Annotated in this window: 16 protein-coding genes and 3 tRNA genes; 14 read left to right on the top strand and 5 right to left on the bottom strand. The window is 71.2% G+C overall.

From position 1 onward, the window contains the following. Positions 1-108 precede the first annotated feature (108 nt). Positions 109-585 (bottom strand): hypothetical protein, encoded by a 477-nt coding sequence (locus tag P2424_RS27325; protein ID WP_276478339.1) that lies wholly within the window; start codon positions 583-585, stop codon positions 109-111. 149 nt (positions 586-734) lie between these two features. On the opposite strand from P2424_RS27325, the gene P2424_RS27320 reads away from it, so the two are divergent. Further along, complete coding sequence (locus P2424_RS27320; protein ID WP_276478338.1) at positions 735-1,208, top strand: carboxymuconolactone decarboxylase family protein; 474 nt, start codon at positions 735-737, stop codon at positions 1,206-1,208. 83 nt (positions 1,209-1,291) lie between these two features. On the opposite strand, the gene P2424_RS27315 is transcribed toward P2424_RS27320, so the two are convergent. Further along, a complete protein-coding gene (locus P2424_RS27315) occupies positions 1,292-1,972 on the bottom strand; it encodes an SDR family oxidoreductase (RefSeq protein ID WP_276478337.1) in 681 nt (226 codons plus the stop codon). An 82-nt stretch (positions 1,973-2,054) separates the two neighbouring features. Beyond that, complete coding sequence (locus P2424_RS27310; protein ID WP_276478336.1) at positions 2,055-3,362, bottom strand: amidohydrolase family protein; 1,308 nt, start codon at positions 3,360-3,362, stop codon at positions 2,055-2,057. Positions 3,363-3,748: 386 nt separating this feature from the next. Between P2424_RS27310 and P2424_RS27305 the strand changes: the two genes are divergently transcribed. The 6 genes from P2424_RS27305 to P2424_RS27280 all read left to right on the top strand — a co-directional run bounded on the left by P2424_RS27305 (position 3,749) and on the right by P2424_RS27280 (position 6,453). Then, a tRNA-Thr gene (locus P2424_RS27305) sits at positions 3,749-3,821 on the top strand. Between the two features lie 40 nt (positions 3,822-3,861). Further along, positions 3,862-3,934 (top strand) — tRNA-Met (locus P2424_RS27300). A 90-nt stretch (positions 3,935-4,024) separates the two neighbouring features. Next, complete coding sequence (gene rpmG / locus P2424_RS27295) at positions 4,025-4,189, top strand: 50S ribosomal protein L33 (RefSeq protein ID WP_019354206.1); 165 nt, start codon at positions 4,025-4,027, stop codon at positions 4,187-4,189. 139 nt (positions 4,190-4,328) lie between these two features. Then, complete coding sequence (locus P2424_RS27290) at positions 4,329-4,790, top strand: MaoC family dehydratase N-terminal domain-containing protein (protein WP_276478335.1); 462 nt, start codon at positions 4,329-4,331, stop codon at positions 4,788-4,790. Between the two features lie 5 nt (positions 4,791-4,795). Continuing rightward, positions 4,796-5,230, top strand: a complete 435-nt coding sequence (locus P2424_RS27285) for a MaoC family dehydratase (protein ID WP_276478334.1) — start codon at positions 4,796-4,798, stop codon at positions 5,228-5,230. Positions 5,231-5,379: 149 nt separating this feature from the next. Next, positions 5,380-6,453, top strand: coding sequence for a UDP-N-acetylmuramate dehydrogenase (locus P2424_RS27280; RefSeq protein ID WP_276478333.1), 1,074 nt, complete (start codon positions 5,380-5,382; stop codon positions 6,451-6,453). A gap of 137 nt (positions 6,454-6,590) precedes the next feature. Here the strand turns inward: P2424_RS27280 and P2424_RS27275 are convergent, their stop codons facing one another. Then, complete coding sequence (locus tag P2424_RS27275; RefSeq protein WP_276478332.1) at positions 6,591-7,628, bottom strand: adenosine deaminase; 1,038 nt, start codon at positions 7,626-7,628, stop codon at positions 6,591-6,593. Positions 7,629-7,755: 127 nt separating this feature from the next. Further along, positions 7,756-8,994 carry a pyridoxal phosphate-dependent aminotransferase gene (locus tag P2424_RS27270; protein ID WP_276478331.1) on the bottom strand — a complete coding sequence of 413 codons (1,239 nt, stop codon included), beginning with the start codon at positions 8,992-8,994 and terminating at the stop codon, positions 7,756-7,758. A gap of 338 nt (positions 8,995-9,332) precedes the next feature. On the opposite strand from P2424_RS27270, the gene P2424_RS27265 reads away from it, so the two are divergent. The 7 genes from P2424_RS27265 to rplJ all read left to right on the top strand — a co-directional run bounded on the left by P2424_RS27265 (position 9,333) and on the right by rplJ (position 14,249). Next, a tRNA-Trp gene (locus P2424_RS27265) sits at positions 9,333-9,405 on the top strand. 117 nt (positions 9,406-9,522) lie between these two features. Continuing rightward, the gene (gene secE, locus P2424_RS27260) at positions 9,523-9,804 is read left to right on the top strand and encodes a preprotein translocase subunit SecE (protein ID WP_276478330.1); all 282 of its coding nucleotides are present in this window, start codon (positions 9,523-9,525) and stop codon (positions 9,802-9,804) included. A gap of 73 nt (positions 9,805-9,877) precedes the next feature. Beyond that, the gene (gene nusG / locus P2424_RS27255) at positions 9,878-10,747 is read left to right on the top strand and encodes a transcription termination/antitermination protein NusG (protein WP_276478329.1); all 870 of its coding nucleotides are present in this window, start codon (positions 9,878-9,880) and stop codon (positions 10,745-10,747) included. 231 nt (positions 10,748-10,978) lie between these two features. After that, positions 10,979-11,413, top strand: coding sequence for a 50S ribosomal protein L11 (gene rplK / locus P2424_RS27250; RefSeq protein ID WP_019354214.1), 435 nt, complete (start codon positions 10,979-10,981; stop codon positions 11,411-11,413). A 79-nt stretch (positions 11,414-11,492) separates the two neighbouring features. After that, a complete protein-coding gene (gene rplA / locus P2424_RS27245) occupies positions 11,493-12,218 on the top strand; it encodes a 50S ribosomal protein L1 (RefSeq protein ID WP_276478328.1) in 726 nt (241 codons plus the stop codon). A 270-nt stretch (positions 12,219-12,488) separates the two neighbouring features. Beyond that, positions 12,489-13,352 carry a hypothetical protein gene (locus P2424_RS27240; RefSeq protein WP_276478327.1) on the top strand — a complete coding sequence of 288 codons (864 nt, stop codon included), beginning with the start codon at positions 12,489-12,491 and terminating at the stop codon, positions 13,350-13,352. Positions 13,353-13,676: 324 nt separating this feature from the next. Continuing rightward, entirely contained in the window at positions 13,677-14,249 is a 573-nt protein-coding gene (rplJ, locus tag P2424_RS27235) for a 50S ribosomal protein L10 (RefSeq protein WP_019354985.1), read from the top strand. Positions 14,250-14,395: the final 146 nt, after the last annotated feature.

Raw genomic sequence — 14,395 nt, 5'->3', positions numbered from 1 at the left:
CAGCCTCGAAAGGGCCCGCGACCAGCGGAAACGCTGGGGCGGGCCCTTTCTGCTGTGCGGGGTGACGGTGGGGCGGCGACGCGCACGGCGCTGCCGGACGTTCTCCCGCTACCCCGGCGAGGTGTCGTCCGCGTAGCCGCGTCGCAGCGCGCGCAGTCGGGCCGTCTCCTCGTGGAAGGTCCCGGCTTCCTCGGCGGCGAGGTACGGCACCGGCAGCACGACGAGAGCCCCGTCCCGCAGCCTGGCCGCGACAGGCAGATTGGTGCTGCGGAGGCGAGGGTCGCTGCTGTCCACCCGGAGGTCCTCGAAGCCTGCGGTCTCCTTCCAGTCCAGCCGGCGCCACCGCAGCAGCGTGCGGAAGCGCAGCCCCGCAGGACCCGCCTGCACGCGGCGCCCGAGCACGGCGAAAGCGCCCAGGACGGTCCCCGCGCCGACCACGCCGGAGATGATGCCCCACTCCTCGGCGCGGGCGACGCCGAGTCCGGCCGCGACTCCCGCCACAAGCGCCGTCAGTGCCGCCGGCGCGAGGCCCACGCGGATGGGCCGTCCTCCCGCACGCAGGGAGAGTTCGCCGTAGCCGTTCATTCTCGAGATCCTGCCATGTGCCCGTCAGCGCGTCCGACGCAGCCGGAGGCGGGGGAGACGCACGTCACATTCCTGCCGTGTCACATCCGGCGGGGGCTCACCCGTCGGAACAGGTGCAGTCATCGACAACGGCAAGCAAGGAGTGCACCGTGGAAGCGCGTCTGAACCTTTTCGAGAGCCCGCTGCTGAGCAGGTTCATGAAGCACATCGTGGCGGCCGGCAAGGTGGTGGAGGACTCGACGCTGCCGCCCGCGACGCAGGAACTGGTGAAGATCCGCGCCAGTCAGATCAACGGCTGCGGGTTCTGCACCGACATGCACACCAAGGAAGCCGCGCACGCGGGCGAGACCTCGACGCGGCTCCATCTGGTCGCGGCCTGGCGGGAGGCGACCGTGTTCACCGCGGCCGAGCGGGCCGCGCTGGAGCTCGCGGAGCAGGGTACCCGCATCGCGGACGCGGCGGGCGGGGTCACCGACGAGGCCTGGGCGGCCGCCGCCGAGCACTACGACGAGGAGCAGCTCGCGGCCCTGGTTTCGCTCATCGCCCTGATCAACGCCTTCAACCGCGGGAACGTCATCGTCCAGCAGCCCGCCGGCGCCTATCAGCCGGGCCAGTTCGGGTGACGGGGGCGCGGGGCGGACTGTCGCCTCGCCGCGCGAGCGCTGCCCGGCCGGCGCCGGGGCGCCGGCCGGAAGCGGACTCCCCGTCAGCTTCCTTCCACCCCGGCGATCTCGTCGATCGCCTCGGGGATCGGCATGCGGCCGCCGATGAGTTCCAGGGTCAGTCCTGCGGTGCGGGGCTCGTCGAGCAGGGCCATGAGGACGGCGGCCACGTCGTCCCGTGTGACTTCGCCGCGGCCGGTCTCAGGGGCCAGGTGGACGCGGCCGGTGCCGGTCCCGTCGGTGAGCCGGCCGGGGCGCAGCACTGTCCAGTCGAGGTCGGGACGGGCCCGGAGGTCGTCGTCGGCGGCGCCCTTGGCCCGCAGGTAGTCCGCGAAGACGGGGTCCATCCCGTCGGGGGTGCCGTCGAGGAGCGCGTCGGCGCGCATTGCGGAGACCATCACGTAGCGTCGCACGCCCGCAGCCTGTGCCGCGTCGGCGCACAGGACGGCCGCGCGATGGTCCACCGACTGCTTGCGGGCACTACCGCTGCCCGGTCCGGCCCCGGCGGCGAAGACGACTGCGTCGGCGCCCTCCAGATGCCGTGTCACCTCTTCGACACCGGCCGTCTCCAGGTCGCACACGACGGGTTCGGCACCCGCGGCCAGGAGGGCGCTCGCCTGCCCGGGGCGGCGGACGATCCCCGCCACCGCATCCCCGCGCCCGGCGAGCAGCCGCTCCAGCCGCAACGCGATCTGACCGTGTCCACCAGCGATAACTGTGCGCATCCTCCGACCGTACGCCCACCGCTGCAGCCGACGGCGCACCCCCGGCCCGCCGGAGCGGGGGCGCGCCCGTCCGCCCGTTCCGTCACCCCTGTGACTGGCGCGGCAGGCCCAACTCGCGTGCTCCGACCAGGTCGCAGTACTCCCGCACGGCGCTGGTGCGTGCCACGACGCGCCCCCGGTGGACGACGATCCGGCTGTAGGCGAGGGAGAGCGCCGCGGCCAGTTCGGTACCGCGGACCGCGAGCAACTCCGCGGGGAACCCGGCTTCGACGCGCACTTCGGGCAGTCCCATCGCGGCGCGGGCACGGGTGCTGATCGTCTCGTAGGCGTTGTACGGGCGGGCTTCTCCGTGCGAGGCGAGCAGATAAGCGGCTTCCAGCGGGTCACCGCGGCCCACCTGGTTGGCGGCGTCCCGCAGCGCCCCGCTGCCCGCGGCGATCGCGACCCCTGCCGCCAGCAGCATCCGGACGGGCGCCGTCCGGGACGGGGCGGTGGGGGTGGAGCGTTCGAGTACGCCGCAGTTGCCCTGCGGCAGGCAGACCACCGTCACCCCGGCGGCGGCCAGTTGGCCGGCGGCGCGCTGAGCGGTCTGGAGCGGCTGCCGGGCGAGGCCGCCGCAGGGGCCGATGACGACACCGGGCCGCAGCCCGCCGACCGCGGCGGCGAGGCGTGCGAGGCGCGCCGGGTCGCTGCCGTCGGTGTGCAGGTCGACCTGGCAGCCGTGCTCGGCCGCGACGTCCAGAACCGCCTCCACGTAACCGCCCGGATCGGGGTCCAGGTCGGGGCAGCCGCCGACGGCCGCGGCGCCCATCTTCACCGCGTCCCGCAGCATCGACAGCCCCTCGGCTCCCGCGGCGCCGGTCAGCAGCCGGGGCACGGCGACGGCGCTGAGGTCCACGAGGCCGCGCAGCGACCTGCGGGCCTGCAGCACCGCTGCCAGGGAGCGCAGTCCCGCCACGTCACCGATGTGCACATGGGTGCGCAGCGCGGTCGCGCCCTGGCTGAGCTGGAGGAGCGCCGCTTCGGTGGTGCGCCGCTGCACGTCGTCCGCGGCGGGGTCGGCGCTGTCGCCGGGCCGGCCGAGGTCGGGGCGGCCGGGCGGGCCCGCGGTCAGCGCCGTGTCGTAGTGCGCGTGGGGTTCGGCGGGGGCGGGGAGCAGCAGATATCCGGACAGATCGATCCGGGTGGCGCTGTCCTGTGCCGTGCCGAGGCTGCCGGCGGTGCCGACGGCTTCGATGCGTTCGCCGACGAGGCGTACGTCGACCGTGCGGCCGTCGGCCAGTCGCGCGCCGCACAGCACGAGGGAGCGTGCCGGGCGGGCGGACTGCCGGGCGGCGTCGCGGGAATCCCGCCCCGCCCTTCCCGGTTCCTGTGGCTCGCTGTCGGTCATCTGACCCCCACGTCGTATGTGGGACGAGAGTAGGACGCGCAGTGAGCGCCGACGGGGAGGAGACGAATAGTCGTACCGGTGTGGTGTGCCGGGCCCGTCCCGGGTGGTGTGCCGGAGGCGGTACGACGGCGGGACGCCGGGGGCGAACCGGGGGCGAACCGGGGCGAACCGGGGGTGGCGCGAGGCCGGCCCGGGGCTCGGACACGGGGTGGTCGGTCGGGCAGCCCACGGCGGCCGGGAGGAGGGCCGGGAGGAGGCGACGGGGCGGCGGGAGGGGCGGCGTTCGGGGACGGATCAGGGGTGATCCGGAGGCCGGCCGGGGGGCGTCGGCGGGGCGAATACCGATTTCACGTTTGGCGGCGGGGCGTGTAATGTCTTCATCGCTCGCCCCAATAGCTCAGTCGGCAGAGCGTCTCCATGGTAAGGAGAAGGTCAACGGTTCGATTCCGTTTTGGGGCTCTGATGTGAGAGATCTTCCGTCGGGAGGTCGCCGCATCGTGGCGGTGTAGCTCAGTCGGTAGAGCAAGCGGCTCATAATCGCTGTGTCACCGGTTCAAGTCCGGTCACCGCTACTTCACCGACAGTAGCCGGTTGTGGGGTCGGTCCTCCGATCGGCTACTCTTTCTGCGTTAAAACCCGTCCGTTCGTCAAGGAGCACTCACGTGGCTGCCACAGACGTCCGCCCGAAGATCACGCTGGCCTGCGTGGAGTGCAAGGAGCGGAACTACATCACGAAGAAGAACCGGCGCAACAACCCGGACAGGCTTGAGATGAAGAAGTTCTGTCCGCGTGACAACCGGCACACCGTGCACCGCGAGACGCGCTGAATCGTCTCGCGCTTCGAGGCCGTCCCCGTCGAACGGGGTCGGCCTCGTGCTGTGTCCGGTGTCCGGCACTCCGGAACCGGACGTCCCGCGCAGCCGTACTCGTCGTGAATCCGCCGCACTGCCGCAGGAGGCGCCGCAGATGGCACTCGACCAGTCCTTCGTCGGACGGACGTATCCGCCCAGCAGGCCCTATGAGGTCGGCAGGGAGAAGATCCGCGAGTTCGCGGAGGCCATCGGGGACGACAACCCCGCCTACACGGACGCCGAGGCGGCCCGGGCGCTCGGTCACCCGGAGGTGATCGCGCCGCCCACTTTCGTATTCTCCGTCACGTTCCGAGAAGCCTTCTCCGTGGTGCAGGACCCGGAACTGGGACTGGACTACTCACGGGTGGTGCACGGGGGGCAGCGCTTCGTCCACCACCGCCCGGCCCGCGCCGGAGACCTGCTCTCGACCACCTCGACGATCGAGTCCATCAAGTCCCTGGCGGGCAACGAGGTCCTCGACGTGCGCGGCGACGTCCGGGACGCGGCGGGAGAGCCGGTGGTGACCGTGTACACCAAGCTGGTGGCGCGTGCGGTGGAAGCGGCCGAAGGGGAGTGACGGACATGACAGCGCAGATCGCCTACGCCGACGTGGAGGTGGGCACGGAGCTGCCCGCCCGCACCTTCCCCGTGGACCGCGAGCGGCTGGTCCGGTACGCGGGCGCCTCCGGGGACTTCAACCCCATTCACTGGAACGAGCGATTCGCCAAGGACGTCGGGCTGCCGAACGTGATCGCGCACGGCATGTTCACCATGGCCGAGGCCGCTCGGGTGATCACCGACTGGACGGGCGACCCCGGCGCGCTGGTCGAGTACGGGGTGCGCTTCACCAAGCCGGTCGTCGTCCCGGACGACGACCGGGGCGCTGCCATCGAGGTGGCGGCGAAGGTCGCCAAGAAGCTGGACGACGAGGCCCGTACGGTCCAGGTGGACCTGACGGTCAGCAGCGCCGGCGCCAAGGTGCTGGGGATGTCCCGCGCCGTGGTCCGGCTCGCCTGACGGACCGGGCCCCAGCCCGTACCCGGCGGACCCGGGAGCCCGGGTCCAGCCGCTTCCGGCTCCCCGCGGACCGGAGTCCGGCGAGCCGACGCGACGGTCCGGCACGGCCTCCGGTCGAGCAGTGCACGCGCCCCCGTACTCTGGAGCGCGTGCAGGAACTCTACGTTGACCCCGGTGTCCCCCTGGTCTCGCTCGCCCCGCTGACGACGCTGCGCCTCGGCGGCCCGGCCCGGCGGCTGGTCACGGCGACGACCGACGACGAGGTGATCGCGGCGGTCCGCGAGGCCGACGACAGCGGTACGCCGCTGCTGATCATCGCGGGCGGCAGCAACCTCGTGATCTCCGACGACGGCTTCGCGGGGACCGTCCTGCACATCGCGACCGGCGGTTCCTCGCTCTCCGGCACCCGGCTGGAGCTGGCGGCGGGCGAGAACTGGTCGGACGCCGTCGCACGTACCGTCGAGGCCGGGCTGGCGGGCGTCGAGTGCCTGGCCGGCATCCCCGGCTCCGCGGGCGCCACGCCGATCCAGAACGTCGGCGCGTACGGCCAGGAGGTCTCCAGCACGCTCACCGAGGTCGTCGCCTACGACCGACGGACCCGCGAGACGGTCACCCTCTCGAACGAAGAGTGCGACTTCTCCTACCGGCACAGCCGCTTCAAGGCCGACCCTGCGCGCCACGTCGTGCTGCGGGTCCGCTTCGAGCTGGAGGACGCGGAAGGCAGGTCCGCACCGATCAAGTACGGGGAGACGGCGCGCCTTCTCGGGGTCGGGACGGGGGACCGGGTGCCGGTCGCCGAGGCCCGCGAGACCGTGCTGCGGCTGCGCGCCGGCAAGGGCATGGTGCTCGACCCCGAGGACCACGACACCTGGTCGGCCGGGTCGTTCTTCACCAACCCGATCCTGGACGAGGCGGAGTACGCGGCCTTCCTCGACCGGGTGGCCGAGCGGCTCGGTCCGGACGTGGCACCCCCGGCCTTCCCGGCGGGGGACGGCCGGACGAAGACGTCCGCGGCCTGGCTCATCGACAGGGCGGGCTTCACCAAGGGGTATGGCCGGGGCCCGGCCCGGATCTCCACCAAGCACACGCTGGCGCTCACCAACCGCGGCTCGGCCGCCACGGCGGACCTGCTCGGGCTGGCCCGGGAGGTGCGCGAGGGGGTGCGGGACGCCTTCGGCGTCGACCTCACCAACGAACCCGTGATGGTCGGCTGCGCACTGTAGCGGCAGCGCACGGACGAGCGCCCGGCTCCCGCGGCGGGCACACCCCGGCGGGTGCGGCAGCCGCGCCGTCCCCGCGCCCCGGCGTCCCGCGGGCCGGCCGCCCGGCGTCCGTGGCGACAGCTCCCGGCGTCCCGCAGTCAGCCCGGTTCGGCCGCCAGCCAGGCGTCGATGTCGGCCAGGATCTCGTCCCGGACGCCCTGCGGCATCGAGGCGCCGCGCACGGACTGCCGGGCCAGTTCCGCCAGCTCCGCGTCCGAGAAGCCGTGCTCCCGGCGCACCAGCTCGTACTGGGCGGCCAGCCGGGAGCCGAACAGCAGCGGGTCGTCGGCGCCGAGCGCCACCGGCACCCCGGCGTCCCACAGCGCCCGCAGCGGGACGTCGGCCGCTTTGTCGTAGACGCCGAGCGCGACATTGGAGGCGGGGCAGACCTCGCAGGTCACCTGCCGTTCGGCCAGCCGGGCCAGCAGCCAGGGGTCCTCCGCGGCGCGCACTCCGTGGCCGATCCGGCCGGCGCGCAGATCGTCCAGGCAGTCCCGGACGCTGCTCGGCCCGGAGAGTTCGCCGCCGTGCGGTGCCGCGAGCAGCCCGCCCTCCCGCGCGATGGTGAAGGCACGGTCGAAATCGCGTGCGAAGCCGCGTCGTTCGTCGTTGGAGAGGCCGAACCCCACGATGCCGCGGTCCCGGTAGCGCACCGCGAGCCGGGCGAGGGTGCGGGCGTCCAGCGGGTGCTTCATCCGGTTGGCCGCCACCAGCAGGCGGATGCCGAGGCCGGTCTCCCGGGACGTGGTCTCCACCGCGTCCAGGATGATCTCCAGCGCGGGTGTGAGTCCGCCCAGCCGCGGCGCGTAGGAGGTGGGATCGACCTGGATCTCCAGCCAGCGCGAGCCGTCCCGCAGGTCTTCCTGGGCCGCCTCGCGCACCAGTCGCTGGATGTCCTCGGGCTCCCGCAGGCAGGACCGCGCGATGTCGTACAGCCGCTGGAACCGGAACCAGCCGCGCTCGTCGGTCGCCCGCAGCTTCGGCGGCTCGGCGCCGCTCAGCGCGTCCGGCAGGTGCACGCCGTACTTGTCCGCCAGTTCGAGCAGTGTGGAGGGGCGCATCGACCCGGTGAAGTGCAGATGCAGATGGGCCTTCGGCAGCGTACGCGGGTCCCGCTCCCCGGAAGAGTGCAACATTCCCAGATCCTGCCGCATCAGGGCCCCGGAGAGACAGCCGGTTCCCGGAAGGGGATGTTCCGAAAACGCGAGCGGGCCCGGAGGCAGCGCCTCCGGGCCCGCTTCGCTCCCCATGGGGGCCGGCCGGTCAGTCGCGGGCCTCCGCGAGCAGCTTCTGGATCCGCGAGACGCCCTCGGCCAGGTCCTCGTCGCCCAGCGCGTAGGACAGCCGCAGGTAGCCGGGGGTGCCGAACGCCTCACCCGGGACGACCGCGACCTCGACCTCCTCCAGGATCAGTGCGGCCAGCTCGACCGAGGTGGCGGGCCGCTTGCCGCGGATCTCCTTGCCCAGCAGCGCCTTCACCGACGGGTACGCGTAGAACGCGCCCTCCGGTTCGGGGCAGAGCACGCCGTCGATCTCGTTGAGCATCCGCACGATGGTGCGGCGGCGCCGGTCGAACGCGGCACGCATCTCCGCCACGGCGTCCAGGTCGCCGGAGACGGCGGCCAGCGCGGCGGCCTGCGAGACGTTGCTGACGTTCGAGGTGGCGTGCGACTGCAGGTTCGTCGCGCCCTTGATCACGTCCTGCGGACCGATCAGCCACCCCACGCGCCAGCCCGTCATGGCGTACGTCTTGGCCACGCCGTTGACGACCACGCACTTGTCGCGCAGCTCGGGGACGACCGCCGGGAGCGAGGTGAACTCCGCGTCGCCGTAGACCAGGTGCTCGTAGATCTCGTCGGTGAGCACCCACAGCCCGTGCTCCACCGCCCAGCGGCCGATCTCCTCGACCTGCTCGCGCGGGTAGACGGCGCCGGTCGGGTTCGAGGGGGAGACGAACAGCAGCACCTTCGTCTTCTCGGTGCGCGCGGCCTCCAACTGCTCGACCGAGACCCGGTATCCGGTGGTCTCGTCCGCGACGACCTCCACCGGCACGCCGCCCGCCAGCCGGATGGACTCCGGGTAGGTGGTCCAGTAGGGCGCGGGGACGATGACCTCGTCGCCCGGGTCGAGCAGCGCGGCGAACGCCTCGTAGATCGCCTGCTTGCCGCCGTTGGTGACGAGCACCTGCGAGACGTCGACCTGGTAGCCGGAGTCGCGGAGCGTCTTGTCGACGAGGGCGGACTTCAGTTCGGGAAGTCCACCGGCGGGGGAGTAGCGGTGGTTCTTCGGATCGCGGGCCGCGTTGACGGCCGCCTCGACGATGTAGTCGGGCGTCGGGAAGTCCGGCTCGCCGGCGCCGAAGCCGATCACGGGGCGTCCGGCGGCCTTCAACGCCTTGGCCTTGGCGTCCACGGCCAGCGTGGCGGACTCGGAGATCGCGCTGATGCGGGCCGACAGGCGCCGCTCGGACGAGGGCTGTGCAGGGGGAGTCGCTGCGGTCATAGAGGCATGTTCCCAGACCCGGCAGCCCCGGGGCACCGGGGTTCCGCGGCTACCGCGTCACATTCGGCGCGGGCGGTGCGCCCCTCCGGCGGGCGGCGGTGCGGCCTCCGACCGGGCGGTGTGAGTGCCTCCGGCGGGGGCGCGGTGCCGCCTTCGGCCGGGCCTCCGGTGGGGGCTCCGGTGGGGCCTCCGGTGGGGGTGGTCGGGTGGATCCTGTTCGACGCCCGGCTCCTGAGCACGTACACTCCCATGTCGTTGGCCTTCAACCGTCACTCGCAGCCCGCTCGCGATGCGCACTCCGTGCGAGGGCATGGATGCGGTAGGTTGAGGGAACACAAAGGGTCGTAGCTCAATTGGAAGAGCACTGGTCTCCAAAACCAGCGGTTGGGGGTTCGAGTCCCTCCGGCCCTGCTACACACACGTCGCCAAGGTGTGTGCGTGCGTACCATGCGTGAATTGCACTGAATTGCACCGCCGTGCGGCCGGGCCGGACGCCGCAGGGCAACGACCCGGATCAGGTGAGGACGAGTGACGGAGATCACGGATACCACCGAGGTCCCCGAGCCCGGAGGGTCGTCCGAGGGCAACAAGCCGCGCAAGGGCGGAAAGCGGGCGAAGAAGGGGCCTCTGGCGCGACTCGGCCTTTTCTACCGCCAGATCATCGCGGAGCTCCGGAAGGTCGTCTGGCCGACGCGGCAGCAGCTTTCCACGTACACGAGCGTGGTGATCGTCTTCGTGGTCATCATCATCGCCTTGGTGTTCGTGATTGACTATGGGCTGACCGAAGTCATGAAACACGTCTTCGGCTGACCCTCCGCGCAGAGCCCCCTTCGCGGGGCTTTCCGCATGTTCGACCCCTTGAAGCCAGGAAGAAGCAGCCACCGTGTCTGAGCCGAACATGAACGATGCCGTCGAGCCCGCCGAGGGTGATGACACGGCGCGCGACATCGTCGAGGCCGCGGACAGCAGCGTCGACCGGGCGGAAGCCGCCGAGGCCGCTGCCGGTGAGCCCGCCGAGGAGGCCGCCGTCCGCGAGGAGGACGAGGCCGGGATCGCGGTCGTCGAGTCCCCCGAGGACGCTGCCGCCGCAGCCGAGGAGCCCGCAGCCGAGGCCGAGGAGGAGCAGGTCGACCCCGTCGCCCAGCTCCGCGACGAACTGCGCTTCCTGCCCGGCGAGTGGTATGTGATCCACACCTACGCGGGCTACGAGAACCGCGTGAAGACCAACCTGGAGCAGCGCGCCGTCTCGCTCAACGTCGAGGACTTCATCTTCCAGGCCGAGGTGCCGCAGGAGGAGGTCGTCCAGATCAAGAACGGCGACCGCCGCACCGTGCGCCAGAACAAGCTCCCCGGCTATGTGCTGGTCCGGATGGACCTCACCAACGAGTCGTGGGGCGTCGTCCGCAACACGCCCGGTGTCACCGGCTTCGTCGGCAACGCCTACGACCCGTACCCGCTGACGCTCGACGAGATCGTCAAGATGCTGGCCCCCGAGGCCGAGGAGAAGGCCGCCAAGGCCGCCGCCGCCGACGAGGAGGGGAAGCCCGCGGGCACCCCCGGCCGCAAGGTGGAGGTCCAGGTCCTCGACTTCGAGGTCGGCGACTCGGTCACCGTCACCGACGGTCCGTTCGCCACCCTCCAGGCGACCATCAACGAGATCAACGCCGACTCCAAGAAGGTCAAGGGCCTCGTCGAGATCTTCGGACGCGAGACCCCGGTCGAGCTCAGCTTCGACCAGATCCAGAAGAACTGACCCTCCCCACCCGGGCTCCGGCCGGGCAGCACCCTCGGTGCCGACGCCCGGCCGCTGATGCCGCCAGGGGTGGGAGAACCAGCTTCCGGACAGGTCAGGAAGGGCCTTCGCGCCCTTCCTGACCTGCTCGGTTTCAAGCCGCGTAACGGTACGGGCTATCGTTGTGCGGTATGCCTCCGCCCGGGTGACGGGCGGCGGACGAATCACCTCTCACCAGGACCCGGAGAGAACATGCCTCCCAAGAAGAAGAAGGTCGCGGGGCTGATCAAGCTCCAGATCCAGGCCGGTGCGGCCAACCCGGCTCCGCCGGTCGGCCCGGCGCTGGGTCAGCACGGCGTCAACATCATGGAGTTCTGCAAGGCCTACAACGCGGCGACCGAGTCGCAGCGTGGCTGGGTGATCCCGGTGGAGATCACGGTCTACGAGGACCGCTCCTTCACCTTCGTCACCAAGACGCCGCCGGCCTCGAAGATGATCCTCAAGGCCGCGGGCGTCGAGAAGGGCTCGGGCACCCCGCACACCACCAAGGTCGCCAAGATCAGCCGTGACCAGGTGCGCGAGATCGCCACGACCAAGATGCCCGACCTCAACGCCAACGATCTGGACCAGGCGGAGAAGATCATCGCCGGTACCGCCCGTTCCATGGGTGTGACCGTCGAGGGCTGAGCCCCCGGCAACCGATCCCACCCCCGTGGCAGGGTCAGGCGCTGGCCCGCACCACGACTCCATACCGTCAGGAGCAGCAGTGAAGCGCAGCAAGACTCTCCGCGAAGCGGACGCGAAGATCGACAAGGCGCGGCTGTACGCGCCGCTGGAGGCCGTCCGCCTCGCCAAGGAGACCTCCACGAAGAAGTTCGACGCGACCGTCGAGGTCGCCATGCGCCTGGGTGTCGACCCGCGCAAGGCCGACCAGATGGTCCGCGGCACCGTCAACCTCCCGCACGGCACCGGTAAGACCGCCCGGGTCCTGGTCTTCGCGACCGGCGACCGTGCTGCGGCGGCGGAGGCCGCTGGGGCCGACATCGTCGGTTCCGACGAGCTCATCGAGGAGGTCGCCGGCGGCCGTCTCGACTTCGACGCCGTCGTCGCCACCCCGGACCTGATGGGCAAGGTCGGCCGCCTCGGCCGCGTGCTCGGTCCGCGTGGCCTGATGCCGAACCCGAAGACCGGCACCGTCACCCCCGACGTGACCAAGGCCGTGAACGACATCAAGGGCGGCAAGATCGAGTTCCGCGTCGACAAGCACGCCAACCTGCACTTCATCATCGGCAAGGCGTCCTTCGGCGAGCAGCAGCTCGTCGAGAACTACGCCGCTGCCCTTGAGGAGATCACCAGGCTGAAGCCCGCGGCGGCGAAGGGCCGGTACATCAAGAAGGCCTCCTTCGCCACCACGATGGGCCCGGGTGTGCCGGTCGACCCGAACCGCACCCGCAACCTCCTCGTCGAGGAGGACCCGGCCGCCGCGGCCTGATCCGCGACCGGCCGGCAACTGTACGGCGTAGCGAGGCCGGTGTCCGCCCCTGAGGGCGGGCACCGGCCTCGCGCCGTTTCCGGGCGGCGTCACCGGGCACGCGGCGCCGCGTTCTTCGGTGCGCTCCGCCGCTCGTGCGGGCCGGTGGCGCCGTGGTTCCCGGGGTCGTGGAACCCGGACCGGTGTGTGCCGCGTCTTCTGTGTTGCATAAGGTGCGGGTAAGAACGGGGGCCCTTGGGGCCCGTCCAGCAACAGGGGGGTTGAGTCCCGATGCGGATGACGAGGATGGCGGCGGCTGCCGCGGGCGTCGCACTCATAGCCGGGCTGACGGCGTGCGGCAGCGAGAAGGCGGACGGAGACGGCGGCGGGGGCGGTGGGGACAAGGCCGGAGGTTCGGCCCTCCAGGGCGCGCTGGCGGCACTGAAGAAGGCGTCGAAGGCCACCGACAACCAGAACTCCGCCAAGGTCGAGGGCGTCAACAACCAGACGGTCCAGGGCAAGTCGATGAAGACCGAGATGGAGGGTGCCTTCGACTGGTCCGGCGGCGGCATGAAGGGTGAAGCCGACCTGACCATGGGCGCCGGCCAGTCGGCCAAGGCGCGCTACCTGCCCGACGCCATGTACGTCCAGCCCGCTTCCAGTGGCGGGAAGTGGATGAAGTACGACTACGACATGCTGGCCGAGAAGGGCGGCGCTTCGGGCGCCATGCTCAAGGACCAGATGCAGAACAACAACCCGGCCCGCTCCGTCCAGCTCGTGCTGGCCTCGGGCAAGGTCAAGGCGCTCGGTACCGAGACGGTGCGCGGCAAGAAGGCGACGCACTACTCGGGCACGATCTCCGTCTCCGAGCTGACCCGGATGCAGTCGAAGGATCTCTCGGAGAAGGACCTCGACGCCCTGGAGCAGCAGTTCAAGCAGCAGGGGCTGGAGAAGGAGAAGATCGACCTGTGGATCGATGAGGACGATCTGCTGGTCAAGAAGCACGAGACGGCCAAGAACGCGGACGGCTCCACGAGCATCGACGCCACGAACTACTACTCGGACTACGGCACCTCGGTGAACGTGACAGCCCCGCCCGCCTCCGCGACCCGGGACGCCGGAGCGATGATGAGCGGCGGCACCCGCCAGAGCTGACCGGCACCGGCCGGACTGCCCGGTGTCCGCCGGCGTCCGCCGGCGGCGGCTCCGCGTGCCCGGGACCGGATTTGCCGGTCCCGGGCACGTTCGCGTAGTCTCCACGTGAAGCCAAAGACCGCTGGTCGTCGTCGTGCGCGCTCAGAGCGCCGACGGCCGAAGGATCCGCTCGCTGCGGACGACCCGCGCAGGTGATTGAGGAAGAACTCCCGGGGCGCCGTGCGTGTTCCGGTCGAGATGACGCCCCATGCGCCTGCGCTGGGGCGTTTGTCGTGTTCAGCCCCTTCCGAGCGGTCCTCATCACCCGGAAGGAGGCCGAGGCTCATGGCGAGGGAACAGGTCGCTCCCGACAAGATCGCAGCCGTCGACGAGATCACGAACAAGTTCCGTGACTCCAACGCCGCTGTGGTCACCGCGTACACCGGACTCTCCGTGGCGCAGCTCAGGCAGCTGCGCCGTGCACTCGGTGAGAACGCTCAGTACCGTGTGGTGAAGAACACGCTGACCAAGATCGCGGCCAACGAGGCCGGGATCAACGAGCTCGACGAGTTCCTGACGGGCTCCTCGGCTGTGGCCTTCGTGACCGGTGACCCGGTCACGGCGGCGAAGGGTCTTCGTGACTTCGCCAAGGAGAACCCCGCCCTCGTGATCAAGGGCGGAATCGTCGACGGCACGCTGTACGGTGCCGACGACCTCAAGAAGCTCGCGGACGTCGAGTCCCGCGAGGTGCTGCTCGCCAAGCTGGCCGGTGGCATGAAGGCGTCCATGGCCAAGGCCGCGGCGACCTTCCAGGCCCCGCTCTCGAAGTTCGTCCGCACCGCGGACGCGCTTCGCAGCAAGGTCGAAGAGCAGGGCGGTGCCGACACCACGGCTCCCGCCGAGACCGAGTCCGAGTAGTTCCGGGCGCGGCCTGCCCGGTGGCCCGCTCCGGCGGGGTGCCGCACGCCGTTCGCCTCAGCTCACTCACCGTATTCGGTCACAGCGGGCCGTAAGCCCGCCGACATATTGATCCGGCACCAGCCGACTGAAGTGGAAGGACCACA

This window comes from Streptomyces sp. WMMB303, assembly GCF_029351045.1.
Lineage (GTDB): Bacteria > Actinomycetota > Actinomycetes > Streptomycetales > Streptomycetaceae > Streptomyces.
The sequence above is the reverse complement of the archived record's forward strand: the minus strand, read 5'-3'. Positions and strand labels throughout refer to the sequence as shown.

Excerpts from the sequence above, each read along its gene's own strand:
- P2424_RS27325 (WP_276478339.1), bottom strand. The coding sequence starts at position 585 with ATGAACGGCTACGGCGAACTCTCCCTGCGTGCGGGAGGACGGCCCATC.
- P2424_RS27315 (WP_276478337.1), bottom strand. The coding sequence starts at position 1,972 with ATGCGCACAGTTATCGCTGGTGGACACGGTCAGATCGCGTTGCGGCTG.
- P2424_RS27310 (WP_276478336.1), bottom strand. The coding sequence starts at position 3,362 with ATGACCGACAGCGAGCCACAGGAACCGGGAAGGGCGGGGCGGGATTCC.
- P2424_RS27290 (WP_276478335.1), top strand. The coding sequence starts at position 4,329 with ATGGCACTCGACCAGTCCTTCGTCGGACGGACGTATCCGCCCAGCAGG.
- P2424_RS27285 (WP_276478334.1), top strand. The coding sequence starts at position 4,796 with ATGACAGCGCAGATCGCCTACGCCGACGTGGAGGTGGGCACGGAGCTG.
- P2424_RS27275 (WP_276478332.1), bottom strand. The coding sequence starts at position 7,628 with ATGTTGCACTCTTCCGGGGAGCGGGACCCGCGTACGCTGCCGAAGGCC.
- P2424_RS27270 (WP_276478331.1), bottom strand. The coding sequence starts at position 8,994 with ATGACCGCAGCGACTCCCCCTGCACAGCCCTCGTCCGAGCGGCGCCTG.
- rplK (WP_019354214.1), top strand. The coding sequence starts at position 10,979 with ATGCCTCCCAAGAAGAAGAAGGTCGCGGGGCTGATCAAGCTCCAGATC.
- P2424_RS27240 (WP_276478327.1), top strand. The coding sequence starts at position 12,489 with ATGCGGATGACGAGGATGGCGGCGGCTGCCGCGGGCGTCGCACTCATA.
- rplJ (WP_019354985.1), top strand. The coding sequence starts at position 13,677 with ATGGCGAGGGAACAGGTCGCTCCCGACAAGATCGCAGCCGTCGACGAG.